The sequence below is a fragment of the Natronobacterium haloterrestre genome, from assembly GCF_900112205.1.
GTDB lineage: Archaea > Halobacteriota > Halobacteria > Halobacteriales > Natrialbaceae > Natronobacterium > Natronobacterium haloterrestre.
In genome coordinates, this window is record NZ_FOKW01000009.1 from 88,627 (window position 1) to 107,249 (window position 18,623).

Here is an 18,623-nt window from a genome sequence, read left to right on the forward strand (position 1 = left end):
CTCGTTCGACTCGGTCGATCGTCGCTCGGACGGTCTGTCGCGTTCAGTCGATCGTCCGCCGCCCCGTGATTTCGATCGGCTCGAGTTCGTACAGCACCATCTCGACCTCGGGAACGGCCTCGTCGAAGAGTCGGAACGGCGGGAACAGTTCGTTGAGCCGTGTGTCGGTGTACTCGTTCTGTTCCTCCTGCGGGAGGCGATCGATCCGTCCCCGAATCATGACGCTCCAGGAGGACGTCGTCTCCTCGTCGAACTCGTAGACGACGAACGTCGCGGTGTCGGTCGTTTCGGCGTACTCGACTTTCGTACTTCCCGGCTCGTCACTCATCCGAATGACGAACCGCGAGCCGTCGTAGTGGTAGTTCAACGGGACCGCGTACGCATCGTTCCCGTCCGCAAGCGCCAGCGTCCCGTGACCCTGCTCGTCAAGTAACTCCTCGAGTTCGTTCTCGGGAACACCCGTCGTGTACACGTATTCGACGTCGTCCATGAGGGACCGACACCATCGAAGAAGAAATAACGAACTGTCACTGAAAATACCAAAATCGCGGCCGTAAACGTCGTCTACGCGGGCGACGATCAGGGCGCGGCGAATTCCTGGAGGTCGTCCAGAACGGCCTCGGCGTGACCGTCGGGCGAGACCCCCTCGTAGACCGCCTCGATTCGGCCGTCGGGACCGACGACGTAGGTGTTGCGGAAGACGCCGTCGAACGTATTGCCGAACATCCGCTTTTCGCCGTAGGACTCGTACAGCGTCGCGACCTCGCCGTTTTCGTCCGAGAGCAGGTCGAAGGTGAGGTCGTGGTCGTCGGCGAACGTCTCGAGGTCCGAGACGGGGTCGTCACTGATCCCGACGACCGCGGTATCGCGCTCTTCGAAGGCCTCGAGCGCGTCCTCGAACTCGCGGGCTTCCGTCGTACAGCCGTCGGTGTTCGCACGCGGATAGAAGTAGAGGACGAGGCGCTGGCCGTCGAAATCGGATCGCCGGACCGTCTCGCCGTGCTGGTTCTGGAGTTCGAACGCTGGTGCGGTATCGCCGACGTCGAGCATGGGGATGAGTTCGCGACGGTCGTTGTAGGCGTTGCGTTTCGTTCCCGTCCGTTCGTCGTTCACCCTCGCCTCCCGGTTCGCCTTCCGGTGTTCGACGCTCGCGATCAAAACCAGGTCTCCCCGCTCCTCTGTCCCCGTCTCCTCCGTCTCAGTGCTCACTCGAGCGGTTCGGCGGCCTCCCGATCGACCAGCGGCGTCGCGTTCTGCTCGGGGAGCGTGACGACGTCGTCCGTCGAGAGCGTGTACTCGCGGTCGTCGACGCCGAGGATCGAGCCGACGTCCTGCGTGATCCTGACGGTGACCCGTTCGACGTCGTCTGAACGGCCGCCGGTAGCGGATCCGGTCGTCTCGGGCCCGTGCTCGCCGTCAGGGCCGGCAGGATCGGTATCGGTCGTCCCCTCCGGGCCGTCGGCCTCCGGCGGTTCCGGGGCGGCGGTGGAATCGGGACCGTCGTCGATCGGCGGCCCGTCCCCGCCCATGACGTCCGCAGCCGTGACGCCACTCGAGGGCTCGTCCGGCCGGTCGGCCCCGGCCCCTGTCCCGGTCTCGGTCTCGGCACCGGTCCCAGCCTCGGATTCGGATTCGGCCGGCGGTTCCTGTGGGGGTGCCGGCGGCGTGCCGTCCGCGGGGTCGGACTCGAGACCGGGTTCGGGCGCGGCGTCGGGCGGAACCTCGGTCGGAGGGTCGGAATCGAGGTCCCGTTCGGGGGCCGTGTCCGGTTCGACGCCGGCGGGACCGGCGCTCGAGTCAGATCGGTCGCCGGTCGACGGCTCCGGATCCGGATCCGGATCCGGCTCTGGGTCCGCTTCGGCTTCTCCCTCGAGCACGTCGAGCACGCGCGATTTGTTCGATTCGATGCGGTCGACCAGATCGTCGAAGAGGTCGGCCTCCTCCGCGGTGAGGCCCTCGTCGTCGGCGGCCATCCCGGCCGCGGCGAGGCTGGCCTGCTTGACGAGTTTCCCCATTCGACGCTCGTAGATGGCCTCGACGACGTCCTTCGCGGTCTCGATCTCGTCGGTGAGGCGGCTGACTTCGGGCGAGGAGAACGGATCGTCGGCGCGCTCGGCCGCGCGGTCTCGCTCCTCCTCGAGGTCGGCGATGTACTCGCCGACCTCCTGGTAGAACGAGGGGCGCAGGTTCTGGAGGCTGTCCTTCTGGCGCTCCTTGCTCTGAACCGAGCGCAGTTCGTCCAAATTCATTCTTTCTCCTTTTCTGCCCTGCCGCGAGTCATCAGGAAGACCGCAACGTACTCCGGAAGTGACTGATCGCCGTCCGGGACTGTAAAGCTATCCCCTCCGAGTTCGACCTCGCCCCCGTCGGTGACGTCGACCGCGATTTCCTGTCCGCGGAACGTGTCGGGGACGGCGTCGACGAGCGGATCGAAGTCCTCGAGTTCGTCGCGCCCGAGGCGAACCGTCTCGAGTCCGCTGCCGCCGTGGAGGCTGCCGGGCAGCCGGATGAGCCGGTTGGTGTCCGTGGTGACGGGTTCGTCGATCGGCGCGTTGTCCCGCTTGACGGCCTTCTCGGCGAACCGCTCGGCCAGCTGGGCGACGGCGGTGTGGACCGTGACGTTGCCCGCCTCGAGCCCCTCGCGGTTATTTCGGGCGGCGTTCAGCGTCGCCTTCGCTTTCCCCTCGCCGATGCCGTCGAACTCCTGGAGGCGCTCGAGGGCGGCCGACTCCTCCATCGCGAGCAACTCGTCGACGAAGTCCATGAAGTGGCGGTGGATGCGACGGCCCCAGCCGCCCTCGACCCGCAGCGTTCGGCGTTCGGTCGGCGTCTTCCGACCGAGGCCGGCGACGGTCTCGGTCTCGATCAGTTCCTCGAACTCGAGGCCGATCCCCCGCACGTAGTCGACGATCTCGCGGCGGTGTTCCCGTTCCAGGTCCCGGACGTTCTCGTCGCGGACGTGGACGTGGTACCCCCGGCCGCCGGAGAAGACGATCTCGGTGTCCTCGAAGGCGAAGTCGTCCTCGAGGAAGTCGAGCAGTCGGAGAAGGGCGTCCTTACACTTCGAGAGCATCTCGGCGTAGGAGTCCTCGCCCAGCGTGACGGTCGGGAGGTGGTCGGCGTCTAAGTCGAAGACGAGGTCGGCCGACTGCCACTCCTTCTCGTTCATCGACCCCGCGCCGGGGTCGCGAAAGCGGCCGGCCGAGAAGTAGACGTGGCGTGGCCGCTTCCGGACGAGGAACTCGGAGAGGTTCCCCAACTCGAGGAGCGAACGATGGCGAACCATGGTGGTATCGGGTCCCTCGGTCCAGGGAATGAACCCCCACTCGCGTTCGTTGGCCGCCGGCGGTGGCGTGATCTCCGTTCGTCGGTAGTGATCCCGGAACCGCCCGCGAAGATAGGCCCTCGTTCGCTCCTCCATGCGCCTCGGGTAGTCGTGGATGGGGGAGTATAATCCTGCCGAAAGTCGCGGTCCGGGTGGGGAGTGAGAACGGATCGCGGATGTCGGACCGTCAGTGACGGCGGTCAGTGCAGCCGGTATCGCAGGCTTTAGCTCACCGGAACGGCTGGATCGACCATGACCCGCCAGTTCACGTCGCTCGCGCAGCTCCGCGAGACGCTCGAGGACCGCTCGTTCGACCGGCCGCCGGCGATCGTCGCCAACGCCCACATCACGGGGGCAAGCGTCGCGCGGGCGCTGGCCGCCCACGACGTTCCGGTCATCGCGCTCGACCGCGTCGGGGACGGCGTCGCGCCGTCCTCCGACGCCATCGTCGCGGCCGGCGAGGTAACGTTCCCGCTGGACGACCCCGAGGGCTTCCGCGAGGACGTCGAGTCGGTCGCCGAGGTCCTTGATCACGAGCCCGTCGCCTTCCCCTGCATGGACGAGTGGGTCCACGCGTTCGCGGGGACGGAACCCGAGGGCGTCCGGCTCCCCTTCGCCGACCAGGACGTGATCGCCGACGTCCTCGACAAGGAGTCGCTGTACGCGACCGCCGAGGAACTCGACGTTCCCTACCCCGAGACGTACCGCCTCTCCGAGGTCGACCCCGACGAGGCGGCGGACCGGCTCGGCTTCCCGCTTGTCGTCAAGCCCGCGCGCAAGCGGGAGTTCGAGGAACTGCTCGGGACGAACGTCCTCGAAGTCGCGGACCGCGAGGAGTTCCACGACGTCGTCGCCGAGGCCGACGAGGCCGGCGTCCGCGTCATGGCCCAGGAGAAGGTCCCCGTCGAGACGGGCGAGGACCGATCCTTCGCCTCCTACGTCTCGCCGGACGGCGACGTCACCAGCGTCGTCGGCAACGCCCGGGTCCGCTACCCGCAGGGCTATGGCACCTCCTGTGTCGTCGACGCGGTCGACGACCCCGAACTCGAGGCTCGTGCCCGCTCGGTGCTCGAGGAGAGCGGCTACTACGGGATCAGCGAGGCCGAGTTCGTCTACGACCGTGACCGCGAGGACTACGTCCTGCTCGACGTGAACACCCGTCCCTGGAAGTGGATCTCGATGCCCGTCGAGGCGGGCGCGAACCTCCCGTGTGCCGCCTACACGGACGCCGTCGACGCGGACCTCGAGTTCGGGTACGAGGCGGGCGAACCTGCCGACGCCCGCTGGATCTACCTCCCCGACTACCTCTCGCTGCTCGCCGAGTCGCCGTCGTTCCCCGACGTGCTCTCGAACGAGCAGTGGACGGCCCTGCTGTCGGGCGAGTTCGAGTCGACCCGGGGACTGACGACGGGCGTCTACCGGCCGTCCGATCCGGGGCCGGCGCTGCAGGTGCTCGAGACGAAGTTCGGCGGGCCGGACTACTACTGTTCCTGCTGACGACGGCCGAACGGGGCGGACTCGAGGGAACCCGAGCGTCGTCGATCCCACCCGAATTTCTCCGGTGTCGGATCCCTTTTTTCCCGAGCGACGGACCTTCAGACGATGAGCGACCCCTTGCGCTTCAACCTCTTTACGATGAACTCCGTCGAGCACGTCTCGCCGGGGACCTGGACGATCCCGGGGGATGGGTCCCACCGGTACACCGACCGCGAGTACTGGACGGACGTCGCACGAACCGCCGAGCGGGCCGGCTTCGACGCGATCTTCTTCGCCGACGTGCGGGGGATCTACGACGTCTACGACGACGACCGCGACCCCGCGATTCGGCGGGCGATCCAGACGCCCTCGAACGCCCCGCAGGCGCTGGTCCCCGCGATGGCCGAGGTGACCGACGACATCGGGTTCGCGATCACGCGCTCGACGAGCTACGTCCACCCCTACCAGCTCGCCCGCGAACTCTCGACGCTCGACCACGTCACCGACGGCCGGATCGCGTTCAACGTCGTCACCTCTTACCTCGAGAGCGCGGCCGAGAACCTGGGGCTGGGCGACCGGATGGACCACGACGAGCGCTACGACCGCGCCGACGAGTTCATGGACGTCTGCTACCGCCTCTGGGAGGACTCCTGGGAGGACGACGCGGTCGTCCGCGACGCGGAGGCGGAAACCTACACAGACCCAGAGAAGGTCCACGCGATCGACTACGAGGGCGACCACTTCTCGATCCCCGGCCCGCACGGCTGCGAGCCCTCGCCCCAGCGGACGCCGGTCATCTACCAGGCGGGCTCGTCGGACCGCGGCCGCGAGTTCGCGGCGACGAACGCCGAGGGCGTGTTCGTCTCCCAGCCGACGAAGGCGGCGACCCGTGACTACATCGAGGACATGCGCGAGCGCGTCGCCTCCCACGGCCGCGACCCCGACTCGCTGAAGTTCTTCCCGGGAATCGTCGTGATCACGGGCGAAACCGACGAGATCGCCCGGGAGAAACACGAGACCTACAAGGAACACATCAGCGTCGAGGGGACCCTCTCGCTGCTGTCCGGTTTCATCGACATGGACCTCTCCGAACTCGAGCCCGACCAGGTTGTCGAACACATCGAGACCGACGCGATCCGAGGGACGATCAACGCGTTCACGAAGAACGATCCCGACCGCGAGTGGACCGTCGAGGAGGTCGCCCAGTTCGCCGGGCTGGGAACGACCTCGCCGGTGATCGTCGGCGGCCCCGAAACGGTGGCCGACGAACTCGAGTCCTGGCGCGACGAGATCGGCGTCGACGGCTTCAACCTCAAGGAGGTCACCCGCCCCGGGACGCTGGAGGACTTCGTGGAGTACGTCGTTCCGGTCCTGCGCGAACGCGGGCTGATCCGCGAGTCGTACGAGGGCGAGACGCTCCGGGAGAACATGTTCGGGCGGAGCGGACTCCCCGAGGGGCATCCCGGAGGGGACGCGTAGCACTGTCCGGCGGGCCGCCAATTCCCTCGTCCCCACCGACGCCGACTCGAGTCTCTGCGAGATTGCCCCGCCATTCGACGGCGGTTTACGTCCGGTTTCGGCGACGAAACCGCACGAGGGTATCGGGGTGGGGCGTAACTTTCTCAACCGGTGCGGCCGTAGCTCCGACCGGTGGTCGCCGATGACCCGAGCGGACGCGACCCTCGTCGAGGACGCCGTCCTGGCGGTGAAACAGGCCAATCTTGGGCTCTCGCCGTCGGGCCTGGCCTCGCGAATCGGCCGTTCGACCGACCGTATCGAGGCGGTGGTGGCGGAGCGTGACCGCCTCGAGGTCGGGGCCGACGACGTCGCGGCCGAGTGGGTCGGCTACCCGTCTCCGAGCGGCGTCCATCTCCATCCCGACAACCATGAGTACTCCCTGGATCGACCTCGAGTGTCCGTCCTGTCGCGAACAGTGGGAAGACGACCCGGCCGATCTGCCGGCACCGGGCAACGAGTTCACGTGTGAACACTGCGACGACGAACGGCCCGTATCGGAGTTCGTCAAAACGCCGGAAGGGCTCGAGATCCACGAGAACTTCCACGCGTAGCGTCGGGGTTGGGGTTCCGGGGACCTTTTTTGACCGGTCGTCACCGCCGGTCGACCGAGACGTAGCGCTCGCCCTCGAGGATATCGCGGACGCGGCCGTGCCAGTCGGCGGCGAAGGCCTCGCGTTCCTCGGGGCTCGCGGTGCCGTCGATGAGTTTCGGGAGGGTTCCGATGGCGGGGCCGCCCTCGGGAATCGACGCGACGTGGTAGGTGACGCGCACGGTTTCGGGGGGGTCGTTCGCTCCCGGGTCCCCGTCCGCACCGTCGCTCGCGACGTCCGTCCGTGTGAACTCGAAGCTGATCCCGTCGGTATCGATCGCGCCGTACTCGAGCGTGTTTCGCCGGTCGCCGTGGCCGCCTGCCAGGCCGCCGAAGCCGTCCTCGCCGGCCGCGCCGGTCACGTAGGAGACCAGCCGGGCGGTCACCCCGTAGGCCGGGTCGTCCCGCGGGCCGCCGGCGAGCACCTCGACGTCGCCCCGGACCGGCAGCGAGTCGGGGTCCGGGTAGAGCGCCTCGAGTCCCGCCTTCGCGATGCGGTACGCGCCGGCGGTCGTGGGACAGGAGTGGCCCGCGGCCTTCACGACGTCCTCGTAGGAGATCACGAAGGGCTCGCCTGGCTCGAGGACGGCAAGCGCCTCGGCGGCGGGGTCGCGCACTCGGATCGGGTCGACGTCGTAGTCGACGTTCCACCTCGTTCGGTCTCGATTCGTCGGGTCGGCGTCTCGTGTGGATTCGGAGTTCATATTCAGCGTCGTAGCAGTCGCATACCGTTCAGGATGACCAGCAGGACGCTCCCGATGTGGACGAGCATCCCGCTTGCCATGTGGACGTAGCCGGCGAAGACCCCCGAGAGCAGCAGGACGACCGTCCCGACGGCGATCGCGACGTTCTCGCCGATGTTCCACCGGGTCGCCTTGCTGAGTGTCACGGCGTAGGGGATCCGTTCGAGGTCGTCGGCCATCAGCGCCATGTCGGCGGTCTCGATCGCGGTGTCGGTGCCGGCGGCCCCCATCGCGATGCCGACGTCGGCGGTCGCCAGCGACGGTGCGTCGTTGATGCCGTCGCCGACCATCGCGACGACGTGGCCGTCCTCGCGGAACGACCGGATCGCCGCCTGCTTCTCCTCGGGGAGCAATTCGGCGCGGTAGTCGTCGATCTCGAGGCTTTCGGCGACCGAACGCGCGGTGCGGTCGTTGTCGCCGGTCAGCATCACGGTGCGGACGCCCGCATCCTGCAGCGCCGCCACGACCTCGGCTGCGGCGGGTCGGAGTTCGTCCCCGAGCGAGACGACGCCGACGACCTCGCCGTCGAGGGCGACGTGGACCGCCGTCTCGCCGGCTTCCTCGAGGTCCCGGACCCGATCACCGACGGGGTCCGGAACCTCGATCCCGCGGTCGTCGAGGAGAGCGCGGTTACCGACGACGATCCGCCGGCCGTCGTGCCGGGCGACGACCCCTTTCCCTGGGACGACGTCGAACTCGTCGGGGTCCGGGATCGTCCGCGGGGCGTCCGCGCTCGCGGGGTGCTCGACGGCCGTGCCGCCGTCGGTCGCGATGGCGTCGTCCGGCAGGCCCTCGCGTGCCGCCTCGAGGATCGCGTCCGCGAGGTGGTGTTCGCTCTTCTTCTCGGCGATCGCCGCGTACCGGAGGACCGACGCCTCGTCGAGGCCGAAACCGTCGACGTGGGTGACGGTCGGCTCGCCTTTCGTCAGCGTCCCCGTCTTGTCGAACGCGACGAGGTCGATCTTCCCCGCGGTCTCGAGGTGTTCGCCGCCTTTCATGAGCACGCCGGAGCGGGCCGCGGAGCCGATCGCGCTGACGATGCTCACCGGCGGCCCGATCACCAGCGCGCCGGGACAGCCGATGACCAGCAGGGTCAGCGCCATCACGGCGTCCCCGGTGACGGCGTAGGCCCCGGCCGCCAGGACGACGATCGCGGGCGTGTAGTACGCCGCGAACCGCTCGATGATCGTCTCGGTCGGGGCCTGGGCCTCCTGGGCCTCCTCGACCCGGCGGATGATCCGCTCGAGGGTGGTGTCCCGGCCGGTGCCGGTCGCGACGACCTCGAGCGCGCCCTCCTGGTTGATCGTCCCGGCGTAGACCTCGTCGCCGGTCGCCTTGTGGACGGGCGCGCTCTCCCCCGTGACGGGGGCCTGGTCGATCGCACTTTCGCCGTCGACGACCTCGCCATCGACGGGGACCTTCGTCCCGGGCTTGACGACGACCGTCTCGCCCTCCTCGACCTCTCGAGCCGGGACCTCGACCGTTTCGCCGTCACGCCGGACGACGGCCGTGTCCGGCGTCATCTCGAGCAACTCCTCCAGCGCCGAGCGGGTCTTGCCCATCGTCCGGGCCTCGAGGTAGTTGCCCAGCGCGAACAGGAAGACGACGGCCGCGGCCTCCCAGTACTCCCCGATGACGATCGCGCCGATCGCCGCCAGCGTCACGAGGGTGTTGATGCCGACGGTCCGCGACCGCAGCGTGTAGTAAGCCTTCTTCGCGACGTCGTAGCCGCCGACGGCGGCCGCGAGGATCATCAGCGCCGCGCTCGCCCGGGGGAGATCGTGGAAGTAGCCGACGGCCCAACCGACGGCGAACAGCGATCCGCTCGCCGCGACGACGGCCGGCTGTCGGTGTTTCCGGAGGTATCGCTCGAGGCTCACTGCTATCACCGCGGGCGGGCCGTGTACCCCTGGTTCGAGATCGTTCGCTCGAACGACTCGGGATCGGCGACCCCGTCGTCGTACTCCAGTTCGACGCGACCGGTCGTGTAGTGGACTTCCGCGTCCTCGACACCTTCGGCGCGTTTCAGCGCGCGCTCGAGGTTGCTCGCACAGGTGGGGCAATCGAAATCGGTGATTCGGTATTCGACGGTTTCGGTCATGCTCGAGTAAGCGTAGACGCCCCGGCCACAAAAGTATCACTCAAATGACCTATTTCGGTGCGGAGACGAGCCTCGGGACCGGTGAAACGAATCGTCTAGGCGGTCGACTCGGTTGAACGACTTATACGGATCGACGACCAACGGTCGACAAATGGCCGAATTCACGTCGGACGTAACGGTCGAGGACGTCGTCGTCCGGGACACGAACGTCTCGGACGCCGTCGACGAACCCGTTCGGGCGATGATCCTCGACATGCTCGCTGACGCCGAACGCAGCGTCGCCGACCTCGAGGCCGCGCTCGAGCAGCGGGGCTACGACCGAACGCGAAACACGATCCGCCATCACGTCAACGAACTTCGGGATGCGGGGCTCGTCGAGGTCGCCCGTCTCGAGGAACGCGGCGGCGGCACGACGAAGTACTACCGCGCGAACACGATCGTACTCTCCTATGCCGTTCCCGACGACCGCCGCGAGGACGTCGCGGCGATGGCCGCCGAGATCGCGCCCGACATCTCGGAGATCGTCGCGAATCTCGAGGACGAGCATCGGGACACGATCGAGTCGATCGCCGACGAGATGGCTCCCTGTGAACACTGCCGGAGCCAGAAATACGAGACGTACCTGCTGTTGACGATCCTGCGGCGCGGGTTCGTCGAGGGAATCGTTCGGGAACGAAACGGGGACGGAAACGAGGCGTCGGGCGGTTCCGAGGGCCTCGACTGAGTCGGGCTACCCGCTGGGGGCCAGGTATCCGGCGACGGGACGCGGCGACCGCTATCGGCGCATCAGTTCGGAAATCTTGTCGGCGATCCCGACGTCGCTGCCGAGTTTCAGGTAGTAGGCGTCGCCGCCGTCCTCGTAGTAGTCGTCGATCCGTCGATTGATCTCGAACCCGAGGTGTTCGTAGAACTGGAGGGCGTTCTCGTTGCTCGTCCGGGCGTGGCAGGTGATCGAATCGTGGTCCTCGGCGACGCGAGCGACCAGTCGTTTGCCGATCCCTTCGCCTCGACACTCAGGGGCGACCGCGAGAAAGAGAATGTAGCCGTCGCGGCGGACGGCAGCGAATCCGATGAGTTCCTCGTCGCGGACGTAACAGTGGACCTTCGAGCGGCGATAGGCGTCGGTAAAGAAATCGTGGCGCTGTTTGAGGACGCCCTCCTGGCGGCTGATCTCCTCTTTGAGCCGCCAGGCCTCGTCGACGTAGTCGTCGCTCCCCGGGGCGACGACGCGGCTGTCGATGTTGACGCTCACTACCACACCCTTACATCGTCGCCAATATAATTCCTCCGGCACCGGTTGCGCGGGGTGACGGTCCCGGAGCGTCTGCTTCCAGCGATTTCCGTCCATCGTCGCCTGTCGGCATCGGCCCCCGACGGCGGTCGGCATCCCATCCGTACGATCCTCGCTCGAGGCCGCGACCGTCCCGACCCCGTGACCCGACGACTGCGCGAAAGCGACGGGCATACCACCCGGGCCGACGTACTGCCGACGGATGGCCTTCGAACTGCGAGACCATACGGCGGACGTCGCCGTCGCGGCTACCGGCGGGACGCTGGAAGAAGTTTTTGCCGCTGTCGCCGACGGCCTCGCGGCCGCGTCGACGGACGAGGTACCCGAGGGGACGGGCGAGCGGTTTCAGGTGTCGGTGACGGCCGAGAGCCGCGAAGCGCTGCTGTTCGACTATCTGGACGAGTTGATTTACCGCCGGGACGTTCGGGCGGCGCTGCCGGTCGACAACCGGGTCGAGTCGATCGAGAGGGGCGGAGATGAAGATGAAGATGGAAACAGAGAGGCAAGAAAGGAAGACGGACACCGACACGGGGACGGCGAGCACGACTCCTGGACTCTCGAGGCTACCACTCGCGGCGTCCCCCTCTCCGAAATCGACGCCCGCGAGGTGAAGGCCGTGACCTACTCGGAGATGCGACTCGAGCGAACCGACGACGGGTGGGAGGCATACGTCGTTTTCGACGTCTGACCCCCACCAAGCGCCGTGACTGTCGGGCACGCGGCCTGCGCTCTGTGTCCGCGTAACGCCGGCCGTGCTTATTTGCCGGCCGTCCTCGTAGCCCGCACACGACGGTGGCTCCTGAATCCAGCACCGACGGGGACGGGCGGGTCGCGGCCGGACGCCCGGCGGCGACCGCCGTCGCGCTCGTCGTCCTCGCGATCACCGCGGTTCCCCGCGTACGCGCTCACGAGGAGTACGTCGTCGACGGGGAGCGCGACACCGGCGTCCTCGAGTTCCTGGTCGAGGCGTTCACCGATCCGTTCGTCGTCGGACCGCTGCTCGTCGGTGCGGTCCTCGCCCTGGGCGCGGTCGCGGGATACCTGCTCGTCCAGCCCGTCCAGCGTGACATCGCGGCCTTTCGGCACGCGATGGGGGAGTACAACGGATTCGTCCCCTGGCTGTTGCGGATCTCCTTTGGCATCCCATTTATCGGAGCCGGGTTCAGCGGCTACTTCGTCAGCCCTGCCGTAGACGTCGAGTTGCGGCTCCTCCAGGTCGCGCTCGGCTTTCTCCTGCTTTTCGGGCTCGCGACGCGGGTCGTCGCGCTCGTCGCGCTTGCCGCCTACCTCGTCGGCGTCGCCGTTCGGCCCGAGTTACTGTTGCAACTCGAGTACGCCGGCGGACTCGCCGCCATCGCACTGATCGGGAGCGGCCGCCCCAGCGCCGACCACGTCCTCCAGCGGGTCGCGGGCTCGCCGGGGACCGTCTACCGCCGGTTCGACCCGGTCCACGACGTCTCCAGGCGCTTTCAGGAGTGGGTGGCGGACTACGAACGGTTCCTGCCGACGGTCGTTCGAGCGGGTCTGGGGGTGTCGTTCATTTACCTCGGGTTCACCCAGAAGATCCTCCGGCCGGGGCTCGCGCTGGGAGTGGTCGACCGCTACGAACTCACCGCCGTCCTCCCCGTGGCGCCGGAACTGTGGGTGCTCGGCGCGGGGCTGGCCGAGATAGCGCTCGGCCTCGCGCTGCTTGCCGGGTTCTTCACCCGCGCGACGGCCGCGACCGCCATCGCGATGTTCACCCTTACGCTGTTCGCGCTCCCCGACGATCCCGTCCTCGCACACGTCGGGCTATTCGGGATGGCCTCGACGCTCCTGATCACCGGTGCCGGACCGTACGCTCTCGATAGGCGACTCGAGCGCGTCACCGCCGACGAAGAACGGCTGTCCGAAGCGGCGGCAGAGATCGGCTCGGACTGAGCCCGACCGGCCCGCCGGGCGATCAGTCCACCCCCTCGACCGTCGTCGAGTACGTCTGGCCGAAGACGTGGTGTTCCGTCGCCACGATGCGGCGGAACCCTTCGCCCACGGTCGCTTCGAGACGGTACCCGGCCTCGACGAGGTCGTCCGAACAACCAGTCCGGACCCCCGAATCGTCGGCCGCGACGACGAGCAGGTCCAGCCGTTCCTGGGAGTACTCGTACTCGGCGTGAGCCAGGTCGACGGTCCCGCACTCGCTCGAGCCGAATTCGACCGTACCCCGGACGGTGACGGTGACGGTGTCGCCGCCGACGGTCACGTCGGGCGGTTCGTGGGCAGCGAGTTCCACGTCGGTCCGCTCGAACTCGGTGTCGACGCTCGAGCCGACGACGGGAAGATCGGATCCGGAGAGACAGCCCGCGGTCCCGACAGCTCCGAGCGCGGCGGTGCCGGCGAGGAAACGTCTGCGGCTCACGCGCTTTTTGGGGTGCATGTGCATGGCCGACGATACTCGAGGCCCTTTCTAACGTCTACCGGTAGCACAACCGCCGGTTTCACTGTCTTCGGATCCCGTTCCCCGGTCTCCGTTCCTCCGACTGAAGAGACGAACATCTTTCATCGTCGCGGTCGGAGTCTCACGTATGACCGATACCACGTTCGACGCCGACGGCATCACGCTCGAGAAAGTGCGTGAGTACGTCTGGGAGATCCCACAGGAGGGGAACATGCGCACTCCCGCGCGGGTGCTCGCGAGCGAAGCGCTCCTCGAGGAGATCAAGGAGGACAAGACACTCGAGCAGATCAAGAACACGACCCACCTGCCGGGGATCACGAACCACGCGATCTGTATGCCCGACGGCCATCAGGGCTATGGCTTCCCCGTCGGCGGGGTCGGCGCGCTCGACGCCGAGAACGGCTGCATCTCGCCGGGAGCGGTCGGCTACGACATCAACTGCGGCGTCCGGATGATGCGGACGAACCTCACCTACGACGAGCTCCAGGGACGTGAGGAGGAGCTCGTCGACTCGCTGTTCGCCAACGTTCCATCGGGGCTTGGCGGCGGCGGCATCGTCGAGGCCGGGGTCGACACCGTCGACGAGATCCTGGAGCGCGGGGTCGACTGGGCCCTCGAGAACGGCCACGCGGTCGAGGAGGACCTGCTACACTGCGAGGACGAGGGAGTCCGCGCCGAGGCCGACGCCTCGAAGATCTCCCAGAAGGCCAAAGACCGCGGGAAGAACCAGATCGGCTCGCTTGGCTCGGGCAACCACTTCCTCGAGGTCCAGCGCGTGACCGACGTCTTCGACGACGCGGTCGGCGACGCCTACGGGCTCGAGGAGGACCGGATCGTCGTCCTCATCCACTGTGGCTCGCGCGGGCTGGGTCACCAGACGTGTAACGACTACCTGCGGAAGATCGAACAGCAACACCAGGGGCTGTTGAACCAACTGCCCGACAAGGAACTGGCCGCGGCACCCGCGGGCTCGCAACTCGCGGCGGACTACTACAAGGCGATGAACGCCGCGATCAACTTCGCGTGGGTCAACCGCCAGCTGATCATGCACCGTACGCGGCAGGTGTTCGAGCGGGTCTTCGACCGCTCGTGGGAGGAGATGGAGATGGAGCTCCTGTACGACGTGGCCCACAACATCGCGAAGAAAGAGACCCACGCCGTCGGGGTCGGGCCGGAGGGCCGACCGGTGCGAGACGGCGACGCCGTCGAGCGCGAGGAACGCGAGCTCTACGTCCACCGCAAGGGCGCGACTCGAGCGTTCCCCGCGGGTCACCCCGAGGTGCCGAAAGCGTACCGCGACGTCGGCCAGCCGGTCATCATTCCCGGCAGCATGGGCGCGGGCAGCTACGTCCTGCGGGGCGGCGAGAACTCGATGGATCTCACGTTCGGCTCGACCGCCCACGGCGCGGGCCGGCTGATGAGCCGCACGCAGGCCAAAAACGAGTACTGGGGCGGCGACGTCCAGGACGAACTCGAGCAACAGGAGCAGATATACGTCAAGGCCCAGTCGGGCGCGACGGTCGCCGAGGAGGCCCCGGGCGTCTACAAGGACGTCGACGAGGTCGTCCGCGTCTCGGACGCGCTGGGCATCGGGGACAAGGTCGCACGGACGTTCCCGGTCTGTAACATCAAAGGCTGAGGCGGTGACGTGAGTCGTCGCCGAACGATCGGCTCACGAGTCACGAAGCGCCTGCCGTGCGATGGTGCGTGCCGTCGAGGCGTCGAGTTCGTCGAACGTCTCGTCTTCCTCGAGCGTCTCGAGGACGGCCTCGACCGGCTCGGTGAACGTGAACATCAGGTGGACGCCACTTTTGAACCCGCCGCTCGTCCGCTCGCTCTCGAGGACGCCATACGTGCCCGCCTTGTTGATGTGGCTGTTGACGGTCTCTTGGGTATACACGTCCCGGTCAGTGCGTTGGCAAATCTCTCGATACAGCGCGTAGACCGCTGGACTCGGTGCAGCGCCGTCGTTTACGTCAGCGACCACTGCCGCAGCGTACAGCGAGAGTTTCTTCTGGAGCGTCATCCCGCCGACCATCTCGAGCACGCGGTTCTTCACGACCGAATCGTTGGCCGCGTGGACGTGTTGTTCCGTGACGACCGTCTCTCCGTTTCTGTTTGCGATCTCGCCCGCGTCGCGGAGCAGATCGATCGCTCGCCGTGCGTCGCCCTCGTTTTTGGCCCCGTAGGCAGCCACCAGTTCGATGACGCCGTCGTCGAGCGCGCCCTCTTTGAACGCGTCACGCCGACGGTTGAGGATCTCGATGAGTTCGTTGGCGTCGTAATCCGAGAAGTGAATGCCGGTCGGATTGTACGAACTATCGGTCCTGCTGTCGAGGTTTTCGCGGAACTTGGGGTGGTTCGTGATCACGACCGTCGAGACGAGCGTGTCGACGTGTTGTTCGGCCATCACCCGGCTCAGGCTGTAGAGCAACCGGGAGTACGCGGGCTCGTCTTCACCGACGCGGCCGGTGAGCGCGTCGATTTCGTCGAGGATGAACACGAGCGCGTCGAAGTGACGGTCGACGATCTCGTAGAGCCGAACGTATTTCGCATCGGTGGAAACGCCCTTTCGCGGGATACCCCACTCGACGCCGGCTTTGTTGGCTGTCTGATGGCCGAGTTTCCAGACGGCGCGATCCAGCGAGTGTGACTCCATCGTCTTGAAGTTGACTGCGACGAAGTCGAAGGTGATGTCGTTCTGAGTGGCACGTTCCGAGACCTTCTCGGCGACTGCTTTGACCGTGAGGCTCTTGCCGGTGCCGCTCGGTCCGTAGAGGAGGAGATCCGGGGGGCGTTCGCCGTCGAGGGTGTCGCGAAACGCGCGCGCTTCGGCGGCCAGTTGTTCGTCACGGCCGTAGATCCGGTTGTGATCGACGATCGTGTTGGAGTCGACGAGTTGCTTGTTCTCGAAGACGGTTCGTCGTTCGCCGTCGAGAATACTATCGACGATAGACGAGCCGGGGGAGTCCGCCGTCCCGTCATCGTCTTCGCCGCCTCGACCATCCGAGGACTCCTGTTTCATTGGCGGCACTGCTCACCGGCCCTCAATACCTTTTTCGAAATGAATGGACCTCGGTCGAAATGAACAGTCCATGACCGAAATGAACAGTCCATGGTCGAAATGAAGCGGAACTACCGCCGACGCCGAAACGAAGACACCGTTGTCGAACTGAACGTCGGGACGACCGTCATCGAAATGAAAGCCCCGTGTCCGAAATGAACCTCGAGCGAACCGGAGTCGAAATGAATGCACCGTAATCGAAATGAAATGACTCGTATCCAACTGAAACCGATCGATGGGGAAGATCGTACCACTCCCCCACCGTAATCGAAATGAAACGGAGAACGGGACGTGTTATGCGGAGGGTGAACTGGTGAACGAGAAGTGCTGAACGGAGTCTGAAACGGAAAACGAGAGACGCCGACCGGGGGTTCGACACCGTATTCGAAATGAATTCTCGCCCCACTCGTACTGGAACCTGATTTTCTCCCGTCTATACTGCTATACTCGACGAAATGCTGCTCCTCCACTCGAATTTCATTTCGAATATGGTGTGGGAGACCGATCTTCTAGATGCTGCTGAAAGAGATTTCATTTCGAATGTAGTGTGAGGGAGGTCCCTGGTAAGGGGGACCGTCTCGAGGGGGAACGAAACCACGACGGGCGAGCGAGCTAGCAGTTCGCAAGCCGACTGGCTCGTTCCAGGACCGATCCGTCCCATCCACACTGTATCACTTCAGCCGAAACGGATTCCCGTCGTCCTCGTCCGCGTCGTCCTCGTCGTCATCGCCTTCGTAGGGCCGTCGCGCCGTGATCGTCACCGTCGCCTCCGGATCGTCCTCGTCGGCCCATGGGCTGTCGTAGGCCGAGATCTCGAGGTCCGTTACGTCCCATCCCTCCGCTTCGATGAGTTCGACCAGCCGGCGCTGGTCCGCGAGCATCTCGTCGTCCATGCGGGCGCGTTCGGGATCCGACGGGGTAGCTGTTACGCCGTCGACCGCGAACGAAACCAAAAATGGTTTCGGAGGGGCGAGAATACCCGTCGAGTTTAAGCGGATTCGCCTGCAACCCGAGCGTATGCTCACCGACGAGTTCGGACGCGAAGTAACGGGGGTTCGCGTCTCTCTTACCGACCGGTGTAACTTCGACTGTGTCTACTGCCACAACGAGGGGCTGGGCGACACGCGGGGGCCGATGGACCCACAGGACGACGAGATGGACACCGACGACGTCGTCCGCTTTCTCGAGGTCGCGGCCGAGTTCGACGTCGACGCCGTCAAGTTCACCGGCGGCGAGCCGATGCTCCGTCAGGATCTCGAGGAGATCATCGCACGAACGCCGGACGAGATGGAGGTCTCGCTGACGACCAACGGGACCTTCCTCCCGGGCCGCGCCGAGGACCTGGTCGACGCCGGCCTCGAGCGGGTCAACGTCTCCCAGGACGCACTCGATCCCGAGGACTTCGCCGCCGTCACGCAAAGCGGCGCGTACGAGAAGGTCCTGGAGGGCGTCGAGGCCGCCCTCGAGGCGGGGCTCGATCCCGTGAAGCTCAATATGGTCGTCTTCGAGCACACCGCGGGCTACGTCCCGGAGATGGTCGACCACGTCGCCGAGAACGAGGGGCTACAGCTCCAGCTCATCGAGTACATGCCGGAGCTCACCGGTCGGCCGGAGTGGAACATCGACATCCAGCGAGTTCACGACTGGCTCGCCGACCGGGCCGACGAGATCGAGCACCGGGAGATGCACGATCGGCGACGCTACTGGGTGAGCGGAGAGGACGGCGACGCCGGAACCGGGATGGTCGAGATCGTCGATCCCGTCGAAAACCCCACCTTCTGTGCGAACTGTCACCGCGTTCGGGTAACCCACGAGGGCTATCTCAAGGGCTGTCTCAACCGCAACGACGACCTTCGCTCGATGGGGGAGATGACCAAACCCGAAATCCGCGAGGCGTTCCGCGAGACCGTCGAAAACCGCGTCCCCTACTACGGCGAGTATATGATCAGGAACGGCGACGGCGAGTGGGAGATCAACGAAAAGTACCTCGAGGAGTCGGTACGAGCCTAGAGCCGATCGGTCGAACGTCCCGCTACGACTATCGACATCGGTCGAGTGCCCCGCTACGAGGAACTAGTCGGT

Annotated in this window: 19 protein-coding genes; 8 read left to right on the forward strand and 11 right to left on the reverse strand. The window is 66.4% G+C overall.

Features of this window, described 5'->3' with window-relative positions:
• Positions 1-43: 43 nt before the first annotated feature.
• The 4 genes from BM113_RS16575 to priS form a co-directional block, all read right to left on the reverse strand.
• Positions 44-490 carry a pyridoxamine 5'-phosphate oxidase family protein gene (locus BM113_RS16575; RefSeq protein WP_089789164.1) on the reverse strand — a complete coding sequence of 149 codons (447 nt, stop codon included), beginning with the start codon at positions 488-490 and terminating at the stop codon, positions 44-46.
• Between the two features lie 89 nt (positions 491-579).
• Complete coding sequence (bcp, locus tag BM113_RS16580) at positions 580-1,209, reverse strand: thioredoxin-dependent thiol peroxidase (protein WP_281244036.1); 630 nt, start codon at positions 1,207-1,209, stop codon at positions 580-582.
• Positions 1,206-2,249, reverse strand: a complete 1,044-nt coding sequence (locus BM113_RS16585) for a DNA replication complex subunit Gins51 (protein ID WP_089789165.1) — start codon at positions 2,247-2,249, stop codon at positions 1,206-1,208. The genes bcp and BM113_RS16585 overlap by 4 nt, the downstream gene beginning before the upstream one ends.
• A complete protein-coding gene (gene priS, locus BM113_RS16590) occupies positions 2,246-3,421 on the reverse strand; it encodes a DNA primase small subunit PriS (RefSeq protein ID WP_089789166.1) in 1,176 nt (391 codons plus the stop codon). The genes BM113_RS16585 and priS overlap by 4 nt, the downstream gene beginning before the upstream one ends.
• Before the next feature lie 156 nt (positions 3,422-3,577).
• Between priS and BM113_RS16595 the strand changes: the two genes are divergently transcribed.
• From BM113_RS16595 to BM113_RS16610, 3 genes are all read left to right on the forward strand, one after another.
• Positions 3,578-4,822: a carboxylate--amine ligase gene (locus BM113_RS16595; protein WP_089789167.1), complete on the forward strand. Its 1,245-nt coding sequence runs from the start codon at positions 3,578-3,580 to the stop codon at positions 4,820-4,822.
• Between the two features lie 105 nt (positions 4,823-4,927).
• Positions 4,928-6,280 (forward strand): LLM class flavin-dependent oxidoreductase, encoded by a 1,353-nt coding sequence (locus BM113_RS16600; RefSeq protein ID WP_089789168.1) that lies wholly within the window; start codon positions 4,928-4,930, stop codon positions 6,278-6,280.
• 407 nt (positions 6,281-6,687) lie between these two features.
• On the forward strand, positions 6,688-6,870 hold the full coding sequence (locus BM113_RS16610) for a DUF7836 family putative zinc-binding protein (protein ID WP_007143626.1): 183 nt from the start codon (positions 6,688-6,690) through the stop codon (positions 6,868-6,870).
• Between the two features lie 40 nt (positions 6,871-6,910).
• Here the strand turns inward: BM113_RS16610 and BM113_RS16615 are convergent, their stop codons facing one another.
• Genes BM113_RS16615 through BM113_RS16625 form a run of 3 tightly spaced genes read right to left on the reverse strand, consistent with a single transcriptional unit; the run spans position 6,911 to position 9,752 of the window.
• On the reverse strand, positions 6,911-7,612 hold the full coding sequence (locus BM113_RS16615; protein ID WP_089789170.1) for a hypothetical protein: 702 nt from the start codon (positions 7,610-7,612) through the stop codon (positions 6,911-6,913).
• A 2-nt stretch (positions 7,613-7,614) separates the two neighbouring features.
• Positions 7,615-9,531: a heavy metal translocating P-type ATPase gene (locus BM113_RS16620; protein WP_394327722.1), complete on the reverse strand. Its 1,917-nt coding sequence runs from the start codon at positions 9,529-9,531 to the stop codon at positions 7,615-7,617.
• Positions 9,532-9,536: 5 nt separating this feature from the next.
• Positions 9,537-9,752 carry a heavy-metal-associated domain-containing protein gene (locus BM113_RS16625; RefSeq protein ID WP_089789172.1) on the reverse strand — a complete coding sequence of 72 codons (216 nt, stop codon included), beginning with the start codon at positions 9,750-9,752 and terminating at the stop codon, positions 9,537-9,539.
• A gap of 151 nt (positions 9,753-9,903) precedes the next feature.
• Here BM113_RS16625 and BM113_RS16630 point away from each other — a divergent pair, with 151 nt between their 5' ends.
• Entirely contained in the window at positions 9,904-10,476 is a 573-nt protein-coding gene (locus tag BM113_RS16630; protein WP_089789173.1) for an ArsR/SmtB family transcription factor, read from the forward strand.
• Positions 10,477-10,527: 51 nt separating this feature from the next.
• On the opposite strand, the gene BM113_RS16635 is transcribed toward BM113_RS16630, so the two are convergent.
• Complete coding sequence (locus tag BM113_RS16635; protein WP_089789174.1) at positions 10,528-11,004, reverse strand: GNAT family N-acetyltransferase; 477 nt, start codon at positions 11,002-11,004, stop codon at positions 10,528-10,530.
• A gap of 241 nt (positions 11,005-11,245) precedes the next feature.
• Here BM113_RS16635 and BM113_RS16640 point away from each other — a divergent pair, with 241 nt between their 5' ends.
• Positions 11,246-11,731 (forward strand): archease, encoded by a 486-nt coding sequence (locus BM113_RS16640; RefSeq protein ID WP_089789175.1) that lies wholly within the window; start codon positions 11,246-11,248, stop codon positions 11,729-11,731.
• Positions 11,732-11,835: 104 nt separating this feature from the next.
• Positions 11,836-12,963 (forward strand): DoxX family membrane protein, encoded by a 1,128-nt coding sequence (locus BM113_RS16645; RefSeq protein ID WP_089789176.1) that lies wholly within the window; start codon positions 11,836-11,838, stop codon positions 12,961-12,963.
• A gap of 22 nt (positions 12,964-12,985) precedes the next feature.
• Here BM113_RS16645 and BM113_RS16650 read toward each other — a convergent pair whose 3' ends face one another.
• Positions 12,986-13,462 (reverse strand): twin-arginine translocation signal domain-containing protein, encoded by a 477-nt coding sequence (locus BM113_RS16650; protein ID WP_245758084.1) that lies wholly within the window; start codon positions 13,460-13,462, stop codon positions 12,986-12,988.
• 142 nt (positions 13,463-13,604) lie between these two features.
• On the opposite strand from BM113_RS16650, the gene BM113_RS16655 reads away from it, so the two are divergent.
• The gene (locus BM113_RS16655) at positions 13,605-15,116 is read left to right on the forward strand and encodes an RtcB family protein (RefSeq protein WP_089789178.1); all 1,512 of its coding nucleotides are present in this window, start codon (positions 13,605-13,607) and stop codon (positions 15,114-15,116) included.
• Positions 15,117-15,149: 33 nt separating this feature from the next.
• Here BM113_RS16655 and BM113_RS16660 read toward each other — a convergent pair whose 3' ends face one another.
• Complete coding sequence (locus tag BM113_RS16660; protein WP_089789179.1) at positions 15,150-16,502, reverse strand: Cdc6/Cdc18 family protein; 1,353 nt, start codon at positions 16,500-16,502, stop codon at positions 15,150-15,152.
• Positions 16,503-17,212: 710 nt separating this feature from the next.
• The gene (locus BM113_RS16665) at positions 17,213-17,434 is read right to left on the reverse strand and encodes a hypothetical protein (RefSeq protein ID WP_089789180.1); all 222 of its coding nucleotides are present in this window, start codon (positions 17,432-17,434) and stop codon (positions 17,213-17,215) included.
• A 124-nt stretch (positions 17,435-17,558) separates the two neighbouring features.
• On the opposite strand from BM113_RS16665, the gene moaA reads away from it, so the two are divergent.
• On the forward strand, positions 17,559-18,551 hold the full coding sequence (gene moaA / locus BM113_RS16670; RefSeq protein ID WP_089789181.1) for a GTP 3',8-cyclase MoaA: 993 nt from the start codon (positions 17,559-17,561) through the stop codon (positions 18,549-18,551).
• The last annotated feature ends 72 nt before the right edge of the window (positions 18,552-18,623 follow it).

Excerpts from the sequence above, each read along its gene's own strand:
- BM113_RS16575 (WP_089789164.1), bottom strand. The coding sequence starts at position 490 with ATGGACGACGTCGAATACGTGTACACGACGGGTGTTCCCGAGAACGAA.
- BM113_RS16585 (WP_089789165.1), bottom strand. The coding sequence starts at position 2,249 with ATGAATTTGGACGAACTGCGCTCGGTTCAGAGCAAGGAGCGCCAGAAG.
- priS (WP_089789166.1), bottom strand. The coding sequence starts at position 3,421 with ATGGAGGAGCGAACGAGGGCCTATCTTCGCGGGCGGTTCCGGGATCAC.
- BM113_RS16595 (WP_089789167.1), top strand. The coding sequence starts at position 3,578 with ATGACCCGCCAGTTCACGTCGCTCGCGCAGCTCCGCGAGACGCTCGAG.
- BM113_RS16600 (WP_089789168.1), top strand. The coding sequence starts at position 4,928 with ATGAGCGACCCCTTGCGCTTCAACCTCTTTACGATGAACTCCGTCGAG.
- BM113_RS16610 (WP_007143626.1), top strand. The coding sequence starts at position 6,688 with ATGAGTACTCCCTGGATCGACCTCGAGTGTCCGTCCTGTCGCGAACAG.
- BM113_RS16615 (WP_089789170.1), bottom strand. The coding sequence starts at position 7,612 with ATGAACTCCGAATCCACACGAGACGCCGACCCGACGAATCGAGACCGA.
- BM113_RS16625 (WP_089789172.1), bottom strand. The coding sequence starts at position 9,752 with ATGACCGAAACCGTCGAATACCGAATCACCGATTTCGATTGCCCCACC.
- BM113_RS16630 (WP_089789173.1), top strand. The coding sequence starts at position 9,904 with ATGGCCGAATTCACGTCGGACGTAACGGTCGAGGACGTCGTCGTCCGG.
- BM113_RS16640 (WP_089789175.1), top strand. The coding sequence starts at position 11,246 with ATGGCCTTCGAACTGCGAGACCATACGGCGGACGTCGCCGTCGCGGCT.
- BM113_RS16650 (WP_245758084.1), bottom strand. The coding sequence starts at position 13,462 with ATGCACATGCACCCCAAAAAGCGCGTGAGCCGCAGACGTTTCCTCGCC.
- BM113_RS16655 (WP_089789178.1), top strand. The coding sequence starts at position 13,605 with ATGACCGATACCACGTTCGACGCCGACGGCATCACGCTCGAGAAAGTG.
- BM113_RS16660 (WP_089789179.1), bottom strand. The coding sequence starts at position 16,502 with ATGAAACAGGAGTCCTCGGATGGTCGAGGCGGCGAAGACGATGACGGG.
- BM113_RS16665 (WP_089789180.1), bottom strand. The coding sequence starts at position 17,434 with ATGGACGACGAGATGCTCGCGGACCAGCGCCGGCTGGTCGAACTCATC.
- moaA (WP_089789181.1), top strand. The coding sequence starts at position 17,559 with ATGCTCACCGACGAGTTCGGACGCGAAGTAACGGGGGTTCGCGTCTCT.